The sequence below is a fragment of the Thalassoglobus polymorphus genome (assembly GCF_007744255.1).
GTDB lineage: Bacteria > Planctomycetota > Planctomycetia > Planctomycetales > Planctomycetaceae > Thalassoglobus > Thalassoglobus polymorphus.
This window is the reverse complement of record NZ_CP036267.1, coordinates 6,005,974-6,022,588: the sequence shown is the minus strand read 5'-3', so window position 1 is coordinate 6,022,588 and position 16,615 is coordinate 6,005,974. Positions and strand designations below refer to the sequence as shown.

General features: G+C 50.8%; 18 protein-coding genes. 13 read left to right on the top strand and 5 right to left on the bottom strand.

The features are described from left to right. Window positions 1-37 precede the first annotated feature (37 nt). From Mal48_RS21895 to Mal48_RS21875, 5 genes are all read left to right on the top strand, one after another. The gene (locus Mal48_RS21895) at window positions 38-1,363 is read left to right on the top strand and encodes a Re/Si-specific NAD(P)(+) transhydrogenase subunit alpha (RefSeq protein ID WP_145204938.1); all 1,326 of its coding nucleotides are present in this window, start codon (window positions 38-40) and stop codon (window positions 1,361-1,363) included. Between the two features lie 183 nt (window positions 1,364-1,546). Continuing rightward, the gene (locus Mal48_RS21890) at window positions 1,547-1,789 is read left to right on the top strand and encodes an NAD(P) transhydrogenase subunit alpha (protein WP_391601817.1); all 243 of its coding nucleotides are present in this window, start codon (window positions 1,547-1,549) and stop codon (window positions 1,787-1,789) included. Between the two features lie 173 nt (window positions 1,790-1,962). Beyond that, window positions 1,963-3,339 carry an NAD(P)(+) transhydrogenase (Re/Si-specific) subunit beta gene (locus tag Mal48_RS21885; protein WP_145204935.1) on the top strand — a complete coding sequence of 459 codons (1,377 nt, stop codon included), beginning with the start codon at window positions 1,963-1,965 and terminating at the stop codon, window positions 3,337-3,339. A 175-nt stretch (window positions 3,340-3,514) separates the two neighbouring features. After that, entirely contained in the window at window positions 3,515-4,075 is a 561-nt protein-coding gene (locus Mal48_RS21880; RefSeq protein WP_145204932.1) for a hypothetical protein, read from the top strand. Between the two features lie 804 nt (window positions 4,076-4,879). Further along, entirely contained in the window at window positions 4,880-5,335 is a 456-nt protein-coding gene (locus Mal48_RS21875; protein WP_145204929.1) for a Fur family transcriptional regulator, read from the top strand. Window positions 5,336-5,387: 52 nt separating this feature from the next. On the opposite strand, the gene Mal48_RS21870 is transcribed toward Mal48_RS21875, so the two are convergent. Further along, on the bottom strand, window positions 5,388-6,386 hold the full coding sequence (locus Mal48_RS21870; protein ID WP_145204926.1) for a ZIP family metal transporter: 999 nt from the start codon (window positions 6,384-6,386) through the stop codon (window positions 5,388-5,390). A gap of 902 nt (window positions 6,387-7,288) precedes the next feature. Between Mal48_RS21870 and Mal48_RS21865 the strand changes: the two genes are divergently transcribed. Continuing rightward, the gene (locus tag Mal48_RS21865; protein ID WP_145204923.1) at window positions 7,289-7,630 is read left to right on the top strand and encodes a class III signal peptide-containing protein; all 342 of its coding nucleotides are present in this window, start codon (window positions 7,289-7,291) and stop codon (window positions 7,628-7,630) included. A 117-nt stretch (window positions 7,631-7,747) separates the two neighbouring features. Then, complete coding sequence (locus tag Mal48_RS21860; protein WP_145204920.1) at window positions 7,748-8,191, top strand: prepilin peptidase; 444 nt, start codon at window positions 7,748-7,750, stop codon at window positions 8,189-8,191. Here the strand turns inward: Mal48_RS21860 and Mal48_RS21855 are convergent. Beyond that, window positions 8,180-8,821, bottom strand: a complete 642-nt coding sequence (locus tag Mal48_RS21855) for a MerC domain-containing protein (RefSeq protein ID WP_145204916.1) — start codon at window positions 8,819-8,821, stop codon at window positions 8,180-8,182. The genes Mal48_RS21860 and Mal48_RS21855 overlap by 12 nt on opposite strands. Window positions 8,822-8,997: 176 nt before the next feature. Between Mal48_RS21855 and Mal48_RS21850 the strand changes: the two genes are divergently transcribed. The 6 genes from Mal48_RS21850 (at window position 8,998) to Mal48_RS21825 (ending at window position 14,065) form a co-directional block, all read left to right on the top strand. Then, window positions 8,998-9,339: a Flp family type IVb pilin gene (locus Mal48_RS21850; protein WP_145204913.1), complete on the top strand. Its 342-nt coding sequence runs from the start codon at window positions 8,998-9,000 to the stop codon at window positions 9,337-9,339. A gap of 100 nt (window positions 9,340-9,439) precedes the next feature. Next, window positions 9,440-9,937, top strand: coding sequence for a hypothetical protein (locus Mal48_RS21845; RefSeq protein WP_145204910.1), 498 nt, complete (start codon window positions 9,440-9,442; stop codon window positions 9,935-9,937). 141 nt (window positions 9,938-10,078) lie between these two features. Further along, window positions 10,079-10,909, top strand: coding sequence for a hypothetical protein (locus tag Mal48_RS21840; protein ID WP_145204907.1), 831 nt, complete (start codon window positions 10,079-10,081; stop codon window positions 10,907-10,909). Further along, a complete protein-coding gene (locus Mal48_RS21835; RefSeq protein ID WP_197441904.1) occupies window positions 10,882-12,405 on the top strand; it encodes a type II and III secretion system protein family protein in 1,524 nt (507 codons plus the stop codon). The genes Mal48_RS21840 and Mal48_RS21835 overlap by 28 nt, the downstream gene beginning before the upstream one ends. Beyond that, window positions 12,402-13,133, top strand: coding sequence for a hypothetical protein (locus tag Mal48_RS21830; RefSeq protein WP_145204901.1), 732 nt, complete (start codon window positions 12,402-12,404; stop codon window positions 13,131-13,133). The genes Mal48_RS21835 and Mal48_RS21830 overlap by 4 nt, the downstream gene beginning before the upstream one ends. Beyond that, the gene (locus Mal48_RS21825; RefSeq protein ID WP_145204898.1) at window positions 13,133-14,065 is read left to right on the top strand and encodes a tetratricopeptide repeat protein; all 933 of its coding nucleotides are present in this window, start codon (window positions 13,133-13,135) and stop codon (window positions 14,063-14,065) included. The genes Mal48_RS21830 and Mal48_RS21825 overlap by 1 nt, the downstream gene beginning before the upstream one ends. 144 nt (window positions 14,066-14,209) lie before the next feature. Here the strand turns inward: Mal48_RS21825 and Mal48_RS21820 are convergent, their stop codons facing one another. The 3 genes from Mal48_RS21820 to Mal48_RS21810 all read right to left on the bottom strand — a co-directional run bounded on the left by Mal48_RS21820 (window position 14,210) and on the right by Mal48_RS21810 (window position 16,614). Beyond that, complete coding sequence (locus tag Mal48_RS21820; RefSeq protein WP_145204895.1) at window positions 14,210-14,746, bottom strand: hypothetical protein; 537 nt, start codon at window positions 14,744-14,746, stop codon at window positions 14,210-14,212. Beyond that, window positions 14,743-15,249, bottom strand: a complete 507-nt coding sequence (locus Mal48_RS21815; protein WP_145204892.1) for a hypothetical protein — start codon at window positions 15,247-15,249, stop codon at window positions 14,743-14,745. Before Mal48_RS21815 ends, Mal48_RS21820 begins: the two co-directional genes overlap by 4 nt. Window positions 15,250-15,348: 99 nt before the next feature. Continuing rightward, window positions 15,349-16,614, bottom strand: coding sequence for a GTP-binding protein (locus Mal48_RS21810; RefSeq protein ID WP_145204888.1), 1,266 nt, complete (start codon window positions 16,612-16,614; stop codon window positions 15,349-15,351). Window position 16,615: the final 1 nt, after the last annotated feature.

Genomic DNA, 16,615 nt, shown 5'->3' with positions numbered 1-16,615 from the left:
TGCTCGTCTCGCATATTGGCTACAGGATGTCTGCATCGTGATTATTGGCGTGACCAAAGAAAATTTTAAGGGCGAACGTCGTGTTGCTCTTGTCCCTGCATCTGTTTCAGCATTGAAGAAACTAGGTGCGGAAGTTCGCGTGGAAGCTCGCGCTGGCGAAGCTTCCGGGTTTCTGGATCAATCGTACATTGACGCCGGAGCGACCATCGTTACGGATCGCACAGATTTGATTCAAAGTTCGGATATTCTCCTTCAGGTCCGCGCTGCAGTCGCTAATCCCGAAGCGGGACAGAGCGACTTGGCTCTGCTCAAAGAGAATCAAATTTTGATTGCCCAGTGCGATCCACTTTCTGATCCACAAAAGATGCTCGAACTTGCAGCGAAGAAAGCTGACATCTTTTCTCTGGAACTGGTCCCGCGTATCACACGTGCTCAAAGCATGGATGTCCTTTCGTCGATGGCAACCATCGCGGGTTACAAAGCTGTTCTCCTCGCAGCAAGTCATTCACCGCAAATGTTCCCGATGATGATGACCGCAGCGGGAACGCTGACTCCCGCGCGAGTTTTCATTCTGGGCGCTGGCGTCGCAGGCTTACAGGCGATCGCCACTGCGAAGCGGCTGGGAGCTGTCGTGATGGCCTACGATGTGCGTCCTGCTGTGAAAGAACAGGTTGAAAGCCTCGGCGCAAAGTTTGTCGAGATGGACCTTGGCACCGCAGAAGGTCAAGGTGGCTATGCTCGCGAGATGGATGAAGAATTCTATCGCAAGCAACGAGAATTGATGTTGGAAGTGATCGCTGAAAGCGATGTTGTCATCACCACCGCAGCCATTCCCGGCAAGAAAGCACCGATTCTGGTAACTGAAGAAATGGTCCAGGCGATGCCAGCTGGCGGCGTAATTGTCGATCTTGCAGCTGAGCGGGGAGGAAACTGCGAGCTGACCAAAGCAGGTGAAGAAGTCGAGGTTCATGATGTCGTGATCCTGGGACCACTCAATATCCCGTCAGAGATTCCTCGGCACGCAAGCCAGATGTACTCGAACAACGTGACAACATTCTTGAAGTCATTAATCAAAGATGGTCAGGTCAATCTCGATTTAACTGATGAGGTTCTGGCAGGAACACTGGTCACACATCAAGGTGAGCTCCGACACCCCTTGTGCCGTCAGCTTGCTAACTTGCCGGAACTGGTGGAATCGACTGCAAACGCAGAGACACCCGCTGTTGCGGAACCGGCTCCTGCATCGACTCCAGCAGAAGCTTCAGCTGACAATCAAAGTGCCGAAGAAACACCACCGGAAAGCTCAAGCGATGCCACTGAAGACTCTTCTTCAGATGACGGTGACACATACAAACTTCAGTAATTCATCACGTCGTTTTTAGTTTTACAAAGCAATTTTCGTTCGAAACAATTCAGGAAAATGGATCGTTCCATGATGACCCTGCTTGCCCTAGAAGAGACGACCATCGAACAAGCCACAGAGCAAGTTGTCGATGTGATCGCCCAAACTCAATCACTTCCCTTGGTGATTGGTCTCACAATTTTCATGCTCGCAGTCTTTCTTGGCATCGAGCTGATCAGCAAAATTCCGCCGACATTGCACACCCCATTGATGTCCGGATCGAACGCGATCTCCGGGATTACACTCGTGGGAGCTATTCTTGTCGCAGGAAACGGAGCTGGCGGACTCGCTGCCTTTCTCGGATTTCTCGCGGTGGTCATGGCAACAGTGAATGTGGTTGGCGGGTTCCTGGTCACGCATCGAATGCTGCAAAAATTCAAACGTTAAACAAGTTTCTGGAACGCTAGTGCAGTTTTGAAAAAGATGAATACGAACAGTCTCGTGGAGATGAGCGATTTGTCACATGAGAAGCGTTCTTCACGGACACAAGAAACACGAAGTGTTCTCCCATCTCGATCGCATTTATGATTTTTGAAGTCTACTCGCTAAGGAGTTGAGTTTTGTCTCCTGTTTGGATCAACTTAAGCTATCTCGTTTCGGCCATCTTTTTCATCCTCGGATTGAAAGGGATGACGCGTCCGAAAACAGCTGTGCGCGGCAACCTGTATGGCTCTTTGGGGATGCTCATTGCCGTCGTTACCACTTTACTAGCCGCTGAGGTTGTCAGCTTCGTATGGATCATCGTCGGCGTTCTCATCGGGAGCGGAATCGGCGCCTATTTTGCCATCACGATCAAGATGGAAAAGATGCCGGAGATGGTGGCGCTGTTCAACGGTTTCGGCGGTGCAGCCTCGATGTTTGTGGCGGGTGGCGACTTCTGGTTAAGAACCGGAGTTCCGACCAGCGATGTCATTATTTCGACAGCCCTTGCAGGGATTATTGGTGCCGTCACCTTAACGGGATCATTAGTTGCCTTTGGGAAACTGGCTGAATTGAACTTTATCAAGAAACTGAAAGCTCTTCCGGGACAGCAGATCATCAACGCGGTCCTCGCGGTGTTGCTTCTAATCTTGATTATCGTGATTGTCAACAATCCCTCATCCGGTTGGTACTGGACAATCGTGGTGGTCTCGCTAGTGCTCGGTTACATGCTGACAATTTCCATCGGTGGGGCCGACATGCCGGTTGTGATCGCCTTGCTCAACTCCTACTCCGGTTTGGCAGCCGCCGCGACAGGGTTCGTGATTGGAAACACCATTCTCATCATCGCTGGCTCACTTGTTGGAGCATCAGGTTTGATTCTCACCAAGGTGATGTGCGATGCCATGAACCGGTCGTTGCCAGCTGTGCTCTTCGGTTCCCTCGGACCGGCATCGGATGGACCCTCTGCGGATGAAGTTTACACCAACGTTAAATCAACATCCGCAGATGAAGTTGCCATGTTGCTGGAAGTCGCCCGCAAAGTGGTAATCGTTCCCGGATATGGAATGGCTGTCGCTCAGGCTCAGCACGCAGTCCGCGATTTGACCAACCTGCTCCGCGAAAAGGGGATGGAAGTCTCCTTCGGAATTCATCCTGTTGCAGGACGAATGCCCGGACACATGAACGTCCTGCTCGCTGAAGCGGACATTCCGTACGACTTACTCAAAGAGATGGACGAAACCAACTCTGAGATCGAACAAACTGACATCTGCCTGGTGATTGGCGCCAACGATACCGTCAATCCCGATGCCCGCACGAACCCGAACAGCCCCATCGCCGGCATGCCGATCATCAACGCCGACAAGGCTCGCACTTGTATCGTCATCAAGCGAAGCCTCAGTCCCGGTTTCGCCGGGATTCCCAACCCACTCTTCTCGGCGGATAACGCCCTTATGCTCTTCGCAGATGGCAAACAAGCGGTCAACGATATCATCACTGCCGTCAAGGAAGGGTAGGCGATTCGGGCTTCAGGTTTGTTGTTGATCACTCATTGAGCCTCCGCTGGAGGCTCAATTCAGGGAACGATAGGGTTGTCCACTTTCAGTCAACGATGAAACTGCTAGCATACGATTCTGTGTCTCCTCGACTTTCCCACCTTATTGTCCTCCCTTTTGACTCTGCGAGTATTCCATGTCGCCAAAAGCATTAGGCTTACTGTTTGCAGTTGCAACTGCAGTTTTTTGGGGCCTGTATGGTCCAGCTCTGGGGAAATCACGAATCCCAGGACAAACTCCTTTCAAACCGTACGTGTTCATCGGCATTGCGTACCTGGTCTGGGGATGCCTTGGAGGAGCAGTTGCTGTTCAGCTCTCTGGGGACGGCTTCAGCTTCCCAGCTAAAGCTGGCTGGTGGGGCTTCATCGCAGGATCTTTAGGAGCCTTCGGTGCTTTGACTCTCACTTATGCAATGTATCAGGCCAAAGATGCTTCCTTGGTGATGCCTGTCGTCTTCGGCGGTGCCACATCGGTCGCTGCCATTACGGGATTGGTGATTCAGGCTCAGCAGGGGAAAATGCATATCGACCCCAGACAACTCATCGGCTTCCTGCTTGTGGTTGTTGGTGTCGTGCTGATTCAAAAGTATTCCGCTCACGGCCCCGCTCCGGCTCCCGCAAAACCAGCCGCAGCCGCCCACGCCACCGAATCGAATGGAGTCGAAGAAGATACTCAAGCAGCAACTGAGAAGTCTTAATGCATTCTCAAAGTTTGCCAGGCCCGTAAAATTACGATGACAACTTCATGGGCTGAACTCTCAATGACAGATCGCGAATAGCATTTCGAAAATCGAATTCGAAATGTCTCATATAAAAGGACTCAGAGAGATTTTCTCTGAGTCCTTTTATCAAATGTGCCCCAAAAAGCATAGATACCCAAAACAGGATTCGAACCTGCACGAGGGATGAACCTCATTAAGAACCTCAACCTACGTTCATAGCAACTTCAAGCTTCAGGATCAGTTCTATTTCGCTCGCGTGAAATTCTCTTTGCCATCGTCAACAAGCTCAAGCTTTTACCTTCGAACTTCGTTGCCATGACAAATCCTCTGCACCAGAAATCGTCTGCTTTAAACCATCTTAAGTGGTCACAAATTGTACTATCACGTTAATTAACAAACCGAGTGTAGACACCGAGAGAGCTTTGGCCGGTCATCTTTTTTGGGGGCCTTTCGCCCTGCTTTTATGGAGTGAAAAACAACTCTGCGTGGTTACGTTTTGGATTTTAAATAGAACCAGTCCGAAAGCCTTTGGAATAGCCGCTTTCCTCAACGTTTGAGAGAGCAATTTCACGTTTCAGGACCAGCGCTAGATACTTGCTCTCTGCTTGCTACGCGGTCCCGTTGCCCGAATTTGAATCAGAACGTGTTTCGAACCAGTCTCTTATCAGGTGCGAACGTCATCAATTTGCAGTTCAAATGCAGATGTGGACGAAAGCGGGCAATTCAAGTACTATGCATCCATAGTCATGTTTTATTTAACTCCGCTCAGAAAATTAGCTCATGATTAAGAAATCACAGCAGGAAACCCCAAGTGAAGTTGACACGATTCGGCAGTTGCTCCGAGAGAGTGGGGTGCGTGCGACGCCAGCTCGCATTAAAGTCATGCAAGAACTGAGAGCGGCGACATCGCCTCTCACTCATGCCGATCTAACAGAAAAACTGGTCCCTCTGGGATTCGACAAGGCAACAGTCTTTCGAAATCTCAATGACCTAGCAGATGCCGACCTGATTTCTCGAACGGAGCTTGGTGATCATGTCTGGCGGTTTGAAGCACTTGATCCCGATCGGCCAGCAGGCGAGAAACACCCTCACTTCGTCTGTGTAGAGTGTGGCGGAGTGACGTGCTTGGGGGATATGGATTTTACGTCAAAATCCAAAAAACGAGCGACGACCATTGGGCGTATCACGGAGATTCTCATCAAAGGTCATTGCACAGAATGCGAAGTTATTGAATAACCTGAGTGGTCTGAGAGTTCGTATCAGCTGACGAGTACCTGTCACTGCTGCATCAGTGATGCAAATGACCTGGTTCTAAAAAGCGAATTCCCCAAGCGAGTGCGATCCCGACAAGCAAGCACACGCTCAGCTGCCAGCGATTGTGGGTATGAAATTCCATTTCAGGCAATAAGTCTGCAAGGGCAATGCAGAGAAAGATCCCAGCGGAAAAGGCGAGACCTGCTCCGACGACCAGCGCCGTCTCTCCGCCAGCGAGCCTGACTCCCCATAAGAACAAAGCTGCCCCAAGCGGACAGAGCAAAGAGTAAATCAGGTTCACAATGACTCTTCGACTCGGAGATTGATTTGCATTCAACATGAGTGTCGTGATCGATAACGAGTCCAATGGCTTATGCAGCACAATCCCCGCGAGCACGCCCAAGCCGAGCCAGCCACCGGTCGCATGATGAACTTCAGCCTGCATTGACGCACCCAGGGCGAGACCATCTAAGAGAGTGTGAATGCTGAGACCGAAAAACATCCCTGCCCAACTCAAACCGCCGCCAACTCCGTGATCGTGCTGGCAAGAATCATGGTGGTCGTGATCGTCTTCACTCGATATCGATTCTAGCGAAGTCTCTTCCAAGTCTGTTGTCGCAGGCGGTTCGTGATGGTGAACGTGGAATGTTCGCAACAAAAAGAACATCATCACAATTCCCCCCATCATCCAGGTCACAATAAAGTCAATATGATTCACACCTAATTCAAGCACCGCATGTGGGAATAGATGGAACACTCCAATGCCCAGCAACATGCCACCGACTACGCTGAGGAGTCTTTGAAATTGCAGATGAGAAAACCTGATCCGCGTTGGCAGCCAACCGCCCAATAGAGACGCGCCAGCAATCAGAAACGTATACAAACCGAGTTGGCGAAAGGCGTTGTTACCAAAATCAGCGTTGGTACCAGATTCGGAGTGATCATGCTCTCCATGAGAATGGTCATGATGATCATGGTGATCATGCTTCGCGGCTGAGGGAGTCTCGGCGAACGCCACAGAGGACGAACTCATCAATACTCCCACCCCGAAGATGAATGCAATCCATATGCAGATTCCAAATGAAGATTTGTTTTCGATGTTTGTCCTCGATACCAAACTCTTCATTCTTAGTGCCTTCTACAAACAACAACAATCAGACGTTCCGTAAGATTTGCAAAACAGGTGGTGACGTTGTCGCAGGAAATGTGTCAACCTTGAACAAACCTTTACAGTTGGATCCTGAATGTAGATACAATTCAGCGCATTTGCAAGCCATGTGCAGGAGCAAGGGAGGGAGTATTTCAACTAACATGGACATCACCTAGACCGACCTGGAATTTGAAGCGAGAGACACAACCGGAACGAGTCGTTTTGAGGCTGAAATTTCGCATAGAGCAGTTTGCTCTACTGTGTACCCGTCAAGAACACACTTCTCTAGAACTAATCCTGAAACTTGAAATTGCTCTCCCAAACGTTGAGGAAAGCGACCATTCCAGTATTTTTGGACTGGTTCTAATCAGAATGCTGTTCGCCACGAGGGAGAACCTGAAAACCAATTCGTAAGAGACTCAAATTTCCGATCCCTCCAGACTCTTAACGAATCAGCGAACCGCCCTGCCCGGCTTTCTTCTTAGAACCTCTAACAATCCCCCTGAGATCGCTGTGATTCACTGGGATCTTAAGTCCACGGGCAGGTTTTGCTGAGCCAGTAAATCTCAGGACGGTCCAGTACCGGCCTCACGGTTTTGCACACGTTGTGCATGAGGTTCGTTTTTTCTCTAGAATTTTGATTGCGAAAGTCTTGATGGTGATACCGGCCACCCGCAGGATGTCGCACATGCACACCTTGTGCATTAAGAGCGAATCTTCAAAACCACCACTAAAACGGTTTTAAGAACAATTTCCTTATTTGCTCATTTTGAAAGGAGCACACAATGCTGCGTAAACTGCGAAACATCTTGAAGGGCACTAAAGGTCAAGGCCTGGTTGAATACGGAATTCTTGTCGGCGGTGTAGCACTTGCCTGCCTGGCTGCTGTCGCAATTCTTGGTCATAAATCGAATGACCTCATCGCGACTGTTGCGGGAGCACTTCCTGGTGCTCACGACGACGATAATGGTTCTATCGTCAGCGGTAAACTGGTCAATACTACACAGGACTCCAATGGCGTAATCTACCTTGACGCTGACACCCCTGGCTCGATTTCAGGAAATATGGGGATTCCTGGTATCGACGCCCTAGTTGTTGAAGCGGATGATCTATCCCCTACTCCGTAATCGAACCCCAAACGTTTTCACGTAATACTCACCCGGTCGCACCGCGAAAGTGCGACCGGGTTTTTTCGATTTAGCACCTCAAACTTGCGAGTTCTACAATTTGAAGTTGAGATTCCCATGTGGTTAATGTTGATTCCAATCACTCTTTGCGTTGAAGCGGTTTACCACGACGTAAAACGGCGAGAGATTCCCGATTCCGTCAACGCGAGGATACTCTTGACGGCACTGTTGGTGACCTGCTTGACCTGGCATTCCGTCACACTTGCCGATGCGCTCATCGGCATGTTGATTGGCTTCTTCGCTGTGCTTCCATTCACATTGAAAGATGGAATTGGTGGTGGGGACCTGAAATTGGTCGCTGCCCTGGGAGCTTGGCTCGGTGGGGGAGCAACGCTGGGCTTTCTTTTCTGGTCCGCGATGTGCGGCATGGTTATGGCAATCACCACGCATCTTCTCGGCAGAAAAGACTTCCCTTTTGCCCCAGCCATCGCGAGCGGATTTCTAATTGCGATCTGCTGGCCAAACGCTCTCACGCGACTGATCGAACTCTTAAGAGGTTGAGTCGCCTAGCTGAATGAAAACAGGATCTGAAGCGGAATTCACGTCATCGCAAGTCGCAACTTCAGCAGAGGGACCTTTTCGGCGCTGGCAGCATGCTTTTGTGCAGGCTCCATTAAAACAGTGTGCCCAGGCGAGTAAAGCTGCCCCCCAGGCCGTCGGGTGCTGAAACAGCCATGCCCACTGCGATGCACCACTTGCTGCGTGGGTTGATGTGAGGCCGTCTGCGGAAGCGACTTCGCGATTCTGGGTTTCGAGACGAACAGACGAGTCCGCCCCTATGGCACAGCATGCCTGTGTACAACTCTCTCCCGCAGCCCCGCCTGCATGCGTTTCCCCTCCGCAGCAATCGTCACCCCAAAATGCAACATAGTTCATAACGACGAGCCCCAGCACTCCAAAGACCAGCACGGCATGACGTCGATGCTGCTTCCACCCCGGAACAAGTGTCCAGACTCCGATTGCGATTCCTGCCAGAGCAAGCACTTGATGAAACACGGGGCGGGCGAGCCACGTCAGCCCCCACGCTGGCAGACTGGAAATCACAACTGGCATCAACATGCAGTGGATGACACAGGCAATCGAGAGGACAAGACCGGTGAGATTGGAAAAAGTTCGAGCCGCCGAAGACATTGGAAATTCTCTGTTCGGGAAGTTTTGAAGTTTTTCCGGGGATGATACTTGACCAAGCCCCTTTCGTCAACGAACATGCACATGCATACTGTATGCACGTAAGTGAATACTTGCGACGAGGGGCGTTTCCCTACTATCCATCTTAAGTTAGCAACAAGAGTTCCCAAGGAGACGAGATGAGTTTGGCGAAGAAAATCCGCAGAAGTTTAAACAACAAACGTGGTCAAGGGCTGGTCGAGTATGGAATTCTGATTGGAGGCGTGGCATTAGTGTGCCTCGCTGCGGTTTCTATCCTGGGGCACAAGTGCAACGACCTGTGCGCAACAGTGGCTGCTGCACTGCCGTGTGCTCACGATGACGATATCGGCCCTATCGTCAGTGGAAAACTGGTCAATACCACACAGGACACCAATGGCGTGGTCTACCTTGACGCAACCACTCCTGGCTCGATTGAAGACAATATGGGGATTCCTGGCGTTGCCTCATTGGTCGTCGAAGCAGCTGACCTTGCCCCGTAAGGGTGATTTTCAAGTTCGAATCGGACGTCACGGAGGGCGGTCTTTGTTCAACCGAGCGGATTAGGGAGGACTCCCGCTCGGCCTCTTGGGAAGGTGTTTAATGTTTTATTCAATAATCACACTCTGGTTTATGGTACTAACGAATTGGGGACCGGGGACACGACTTCCTTCAGAAACACGAATCACAACACCTGGAAATTACCTAAAGCCAATCGTTTCGATGGAAATTGATTCCGTGACGAGTTGTCGGGATTCGTTTGATCGCTTGAGTACGAATCGAGTTATTTCACGTTTGCAGGTTCAATCAACCTGTCCGCCTGACGGGATCGCGAACATGCTGCATGATCGAACAGAACTGGAAGAGTTGAGTCTCATCTGTGTTCCGCTATCAAAAGCAGACATTCAGGCCATTGCGACGCTCAGGAATCTCCGTTTCCTCGACTTGCGAGGCTGTCGACTCACGAATGATCAACTGGATTGCTTGTCTCGATGTCCAGCTCTGGAGGAACTCGATCTGCGTGGGACTTCACTAAAAACGAATGAAATTGTTGCCTTTCGACAACACTTTGCGAAGTTGCGGGTGATTCACGTCGATTAATAAACAGCCTGCCAGAAGCGACACGAAATACATAAAAGAGAAAAACGTTCTTGCAATCTGTATGCAGTAACGTAACCATGACGTATAGTAGAAATATGTAGAAGTGACTGATTCTACTCTTGCAACAACTGAGTACTTTCCATGGCATCGCGTCGAACCGTTACAACAAGTTCCTCTGGCTGGCGTTTCACGTTGGTGATCGTTCTCTTTTTACTACTTCTTGGTGGCGGTATTACTGGCACACTGTTCGCGACCGGTTTCTTTGATTCGAAGACTACCATTTCCAGGGAAGGTCAGATCGCGTTTCCGACACTCGCCCGACCGGTGAGCGCATACGCTTCCATTTCGCGTGAAGATCTACTCCATCCCCAAACAAGGCAACTCAACGTCACGTGGATCCCGGAAGCTCAGGTCAGCCCGGTGATGCTCCGCGATCTTGGGAAAATTATTGGTCGAGTGGTAAAACGTGATAAACAGCCGGGATACATTCTGACTGAACGAGATTTCATGCCTGCGGGAACTCGGCCCGGTATCTCGGCAGGGATTCCACCAGGCAAGCGAAGCGTGGCTGTTAAAGTCAACGATGTCCCGGGTATGGAATTGCTGCGGCAAGGGGACCTGTTCGATCTCATAGCCGTTCTCCCAAGTCGCGACGAGCCAGATTCCAACATTGAACAGGCAGCGCTCTTGGGAGGCATCAAACCACCTGATACACGCTCGGGACAACTCGCCAGGCAAACTGGGATCAAGCCGTTGGTCATTGCTGGCACGATGGTCGCCATTACGCAAGGAAAATCTCAATCGACTGGCGGTTCTCAAGGACTTGTCGTGACGCCGGCAGGCTCGCGAAATAAGACCACCCCGGAAATGATTGCGACGGTTGCAGTCGATCCGGTCGAAGTCGCCCCGTTGATCCGACAGCTCAGGAACGAGCGAATCGGTTCGTGCTCGAAAGGATGGATCCACAACTGACGATTGATTTACAACTCGACCGTCCGGTCGTCTTGCGGCTAAAGCAAGCCCTCGTCCGCGATCAAATTGCGAACCCGGAAGTCCTCGACGCGCTGACGCTGTCGGAAACAGAGTTTTCACTCGTCGGCAAACAGATTGGATCGACTGTTCTCAACCTCTGGTTCGAGAGCGAGGAGCATCCTGGAACACTGGAATCCTTAAGCTATCTTGTGAGAGTGCAGGACGATCCTGAAGAGATCGACCGCTATCGTGAATTACTCTCGCAACTGGAGCTAGAGATCAATCGCGCTTTTCCCAATAGCGCCTTAAGACTGAGCTACGTCGGTAAGCAAGTCGTAGTTCGAGGTCAAGCCAAGGACGTTCAGGAAGCCGACAGTATTCTACAAATCGTGGCTTCAAGTCTTCCCACACAAGCCGCGGCTGACCTCCCTCCGCTTGTCGAAACTGAAACAACAGCAGTCAGTCGAGTTGAACGGGAAATTCCACGATATGATCAAAACATTATCGCAGGGCAAACACCCACCAATTCGGCTATTCAGAGACAGCGCAACCGCATCATCAACCTACTCGAAATCGGTGGAATTCACCAAGTGATGTTGAAAGTGGCAGTTGCAGAGGTCAACCGGAGTGCGGTGCGTGCAATTGGTGCGGACCTCCGCATCGGAGGCAGCACATCAAGTTTCTTTTCCTTACTACCATTGTCAGGATCAGGAGCAGCATTTCTGGTAAATCGTGGTGATTTCGACCTCGCGATCAATGCTCTCAAGCAGCTTAATCTTGCTCGCTCACTTGCTGAGCCAAACTTGACGACACTGAATGGACAGCCTGCAAACTTTCAAGTGGGAGGTGAGTTTCCCGTTCCAGTGGTCACAGGAGCGACCGACACCGGTCTACAGGGGGTCGAATTTATTCCTTTTGGAGTACAGCTCAGCTTCACTCCTACCGTGACCGAGGGTGATCGCATTCGCCTGAACTTGCAGGCGACCGTGAGTACCCGAACAGACGACACGACTAACATCGACGGCGCCGACATCTCCGGATTGAACAGCCGGAACTTTCAATCGACTGTCGAACTTCGAGAGGGTCAGACGATTGCCATCGCCGGATTGATTCAATCAAACTTGGGAGCCACCTCGGATCGTGTCCCATTGCTTGGCGATATTCCTTTTGTAGGAAGACTGTTTTCCAGCGACCGAACATCCTACGACGAACAAGAACTGATCGTGTTGGTGACGCCATATCTCGTGAACCCAATCGATGCGAACCGCGAGCAACTTCCACTCCCCGGTTCAGATTATTTTGAACCGGACGATTTGGAATTCTTTCTCCGAGGAAGCTTGACCGGCCACTTCGCTGAGGATTTTCGTACGCCGGCACGGACAGACATTCATCAGATCAAAGCATTTCGCCGACTTGAACAAGAACTGATTATTGGTCAGCCAGGACACTCCAACGGGCTTCTCTGCCCTTCCGTTGAAACGAAGGTGCATCCATGAAATTACAAGCCAGACTAATGAATACTCGGTATCAGCGCTGGTTCGCACCTGCTTGCTTGATAACAACTGGATTGCTTATCACAACACTTGGATGCCAAACATCTGACAAGACGGCAAACCGGTCGTGCAATAATCCGGACATGAACTATGCAGGCAGTCAATCAGGAGATGTGAATTCAGATCTTCGCTTGTGCGGTGGTGATGACTGTGAACGCCCTGCAGATTTCGGATTGAATGCCATCCCGGCACCACCGGGCACGTATGTCAATGGTTGGGCAGATGAGATGATCTGTTCAGCCCGGAGGTATGACTTCGTGATCAGCCGACATGAGTGGTTTTCCGGGGGAGGGCAATTGGGACCAGAAGGACGCCAGCATATCGCGAAGATTGCGGAGGTGCTGCCGACTCGAATGGAACACGTCATCCTTGAAGCTGAACCGGTCGAATTAAGGGACAAAGAGACCCTTGACGATGCGGTCGCCCGTACAGACAGCTTGAACAACCAGCGTCGTGAAGACCTCGTCAGGATTTTGATATCCAATGGAGTTGCTGATGCCGATCAGCGTGTGATACTCGCTCCGATTGACCGAGTTGGTGTTCGCGGAATCGAGGCTCCTCGTGTCTACAACCAACTGCTGCAAGGCGGGATGGGACGAAACGGACAACAAGGAGGAACCGGTCGCACCGGATCCGGTGGGAGTAATGTTCGCGGCGGAGGAAACTTCTAATGAATTTGCGAAGACTCAAAACATCTTTAGAGCAGTTTGCTCGACCGTGTGCCCGTGAAGAACGCATTTCTCTAGGAAAAATGCTGTTCGCCACGAGGAAGATCCTGCAAACCAATTCGAAAGATGCTCTAGAGCACCTCCAATGCTTCTCTTGTCCGCGAAGTACATTTTCACAAGTCCATTCGCGATGTGCCACGAGACAGGACTGCTACACCTTTATCAAAACCGCTCTAGTCGCAGTTCTACTCGTGACCACATGTGGTTGCACGGGCTTGACGGGATACATGCCAATTGGCCGTAGCACTGAGGACGGCCTGAGCTTACGTTCAATCGATCAGCAGACTCAGGCGGAAGCTTGCCGATTAACCGCCTTGGAACTGGCAGCTCATGAGAAGGATGAACACGCCATTTCACAATTCGAACAGGCCCGTAAGTTTGATCCAACGATCAAGGGAATCGCACATCCATTAGCGGTTCTCTACGACCGCCAAGGTAGACTCGACGCTGCTCAACGCGAGTACGCCAAGGCTATTGCTGAATCCCCCAAGGATGCGGATGTCCTGAATGACTTCGGGTACTTTCTCTACTCACGCGGTGAACCTGAACAGGCAGCAGTGAAGCTAAAACGCGCACTCGAACTCCAGCCCAACCATCTCAAAGCGGCTGTCAATCTGGCAATGGTCCGCGCAAAACAGGGGAAATACGACGAGGCGTTTGTCTACTTTGAAAAAGCTCAAGGACCAGCTGCCGCTCATCGCAACATTGGCCTGCTGCAACTGAGAGCCGGTCAAACCGAGTCAGCACTCGCGCACCTTCGAAAATCATCGGTCATCGACCCCAGTCTTGGCAGCGGTGAACTTCTGGCAGCACTCCCTGCATCTTCGAAAGAAGCAGGACAGTCTCAGGTACTGCCTGCTTCATACACAGAGTAATCGCAAATGAGCAAAGGACTTTCCGCAGTATAACGATTATGAATCGTCGCCACTCTCAGTAGAAGTCCAGGCACCTCCAAAACTGAAGTTGTACGACCCCCCCAGAGGAACCAGCAGCGAACTAAGTTCGCCTTTCGATAATGGTTAGGTGGAAGGCCTCTTGTACAGCCCATCCAGCTGCACGTTCAAAGTTCCCACTTCATCAAGTTCACCACTCCCGGTGACGACCACAAAATCTTCTGGTTTGAAGTCGAAGATCTGTTCGGCGGAGTAAGGGACAACGTTTCCACTTGCATCGACGACTTTAATAATTGCCAGTGAGTCCTCTTCTTTCCACTTCCATTTACAGAACGGGCACGTACTTGGATCGTGGTCAGGACCGATGTTGTAATCCGAATCGGGAAATCCTTCTGAAACGAAAAAAGTCGCTTCGTCTTTGGACGACCAGGTGGTGATGTTTCGGTTTCCCACCCGCACGATGAGAACCATTTCGCCCGGAGACTCAGCAACCTGCTCCCGCGCTTGTTCGATGGTAATGGCTCCGGTCGGTTCTTCATCAAGTAACAGGCGAGACCTGATCGCCAGGACTTCAGCCGGAACCTGCTCTCCACAACCGCTTGCCACGACGAGGATCGCTAGCAACGGAAAAAGGAATAGCAGGTTTTTAAATGAAAACCTCACGATGACGCTTCCTCTTCCTTAGGAGCATCAGCGGTGAGCGTTTGGAGTTGAGCAATCGCTGCATCAATCTCCGCTGAAACGTCTGCCCAGCTCTTTCCATCAGCTTTGCCGTGAATCGTTTCATCTAACGCTGCAAATGCTTCGAACAGTGCATCACGAGCAGCTTTGACTTCAGTCAATTTCTCTTCCGAGAGTCCCTGTTTCGTCGCAAGTTCTTCAAGCTCTTCCAAAGTATGACCAAGAGCATGGACCGGACCATCCGCCTTTTTCAGGTCATCAGCTTCCATAGCAGTTTTGATGGCATCCCGTTTGGCAGCGAGGTCCGCAACTGCCTCCGAGAACGTTTCAAAGTGATCGTGTGCACCCTCTCCATGGTCATGGTGGTCATGATCATCATGCCCCTTCTCCGCTGTCGCAGGTGCAACTGGATCAGATCCACCAGTACAGCCGAGCATTGAATAGCAGGTCAAAATCCCAAACGTGACGAGTAAATTCAACTTCATTATTATTTCCTGAATAAATGTCTTTGAGGTAAATGTGTTTGTGCTTGTAAGCAACGCTCAGTCTAAACGGGAATTGGGAAAAACACCACTCATTTTCTTTTAAGTTGCACTTGTTATCGCAGCATTATCGGCTTCAAGATTTTCTTCAGGTGAAACTTCAGCCCAATCCACGAAAGGATCTTCCAATCGATCCCAGAGTTCCGCTCCCGCCATGAACTCAAGGTCCGTCAGCAGACATTCTGACAAAGCTTGCATTATCGCACGATGATCCAATCCTTCTCCAATGATGACAAGTTCCTGGCGGGCGTCTCCAGTCGGCTCTTCCCACAGCGATTCTATCTCTTTGATCAACTCATCATCATCTGTCGGCCACTCTTCACGGGGTGTATTGACCCACCAGGTTCCGGCGGGATCACAACTCAGCACTTGCCCAGCGTGTGACCAGTATCCGGCAACCTGCGAACGAGTCGCTAACCACACATAGCCTTTGCTGCGCAGAATCCCGGCTGCCATAGGATTCTCAACAAAGAAGTCCCAAAGCCGTTGTGGATGGAAGGGACGACGGGCGCGAAACACGAGACTGCTGATGCCGTATTCTTCTGTTTCGGTTTCTTCCTCGCCGCGCGGCGTTTGCAGCCATTCCGAATTCTGTTCCGCCCAATTCGTCGAAAATCGGCCTGTATTCAGAATCGAAGTTAATGGAACTTGCCCATGCTCTGCTTCAAGAATCAAAGCTGCGGGGTTCAACTGTTGTAGGAGATCTTTGAGCGCCTGACATTCTTCGGTCGTCACCAAATCGACTTTGTTGAGGAGAATGACATTGGCAAATTCAATCTGATCCACCAGCAACATGGAAATGTCTCGATCATCAGCCTCATTCAATCCCAGCTGACGATCACGCAAATCTTCCACCGAATTGAATTCCTGCGGAAAGTTGCGAGCATCAATAACGGTGACCAGCGTGTCGAGTTGTGACACATCACCAAGTGAAACGCCCTCCTCATCGACGAATGTAAACGTTTCAGCGACGGGAAGCGGTTCAGAAATGCCTGTCGATTCGATCAGCAAATAATCGAAACGCCCCTGCCTCGCCAGTTTCGAAATTTCGATCAACAGATCTTCCCGCAACGTGCAACAGATGCAGCCATTGCTCATTTCGACCAACTGTTCATCAGTCCGGCTCAAAGCAGCTTCGTTTCCTTTGACGAGTGTGGCATCGATATTGACTTCACTCATATCGTTGACGATGACTGCAATCCGCAGTCCCTCGCGGTTGCGTAAGACATAATTGAGTAACGTTGTTTTTCCGGCTCCCAAAAAACCCGACAACAGCGTGACCGGCAATTTATTTGTTACTGAGGACATG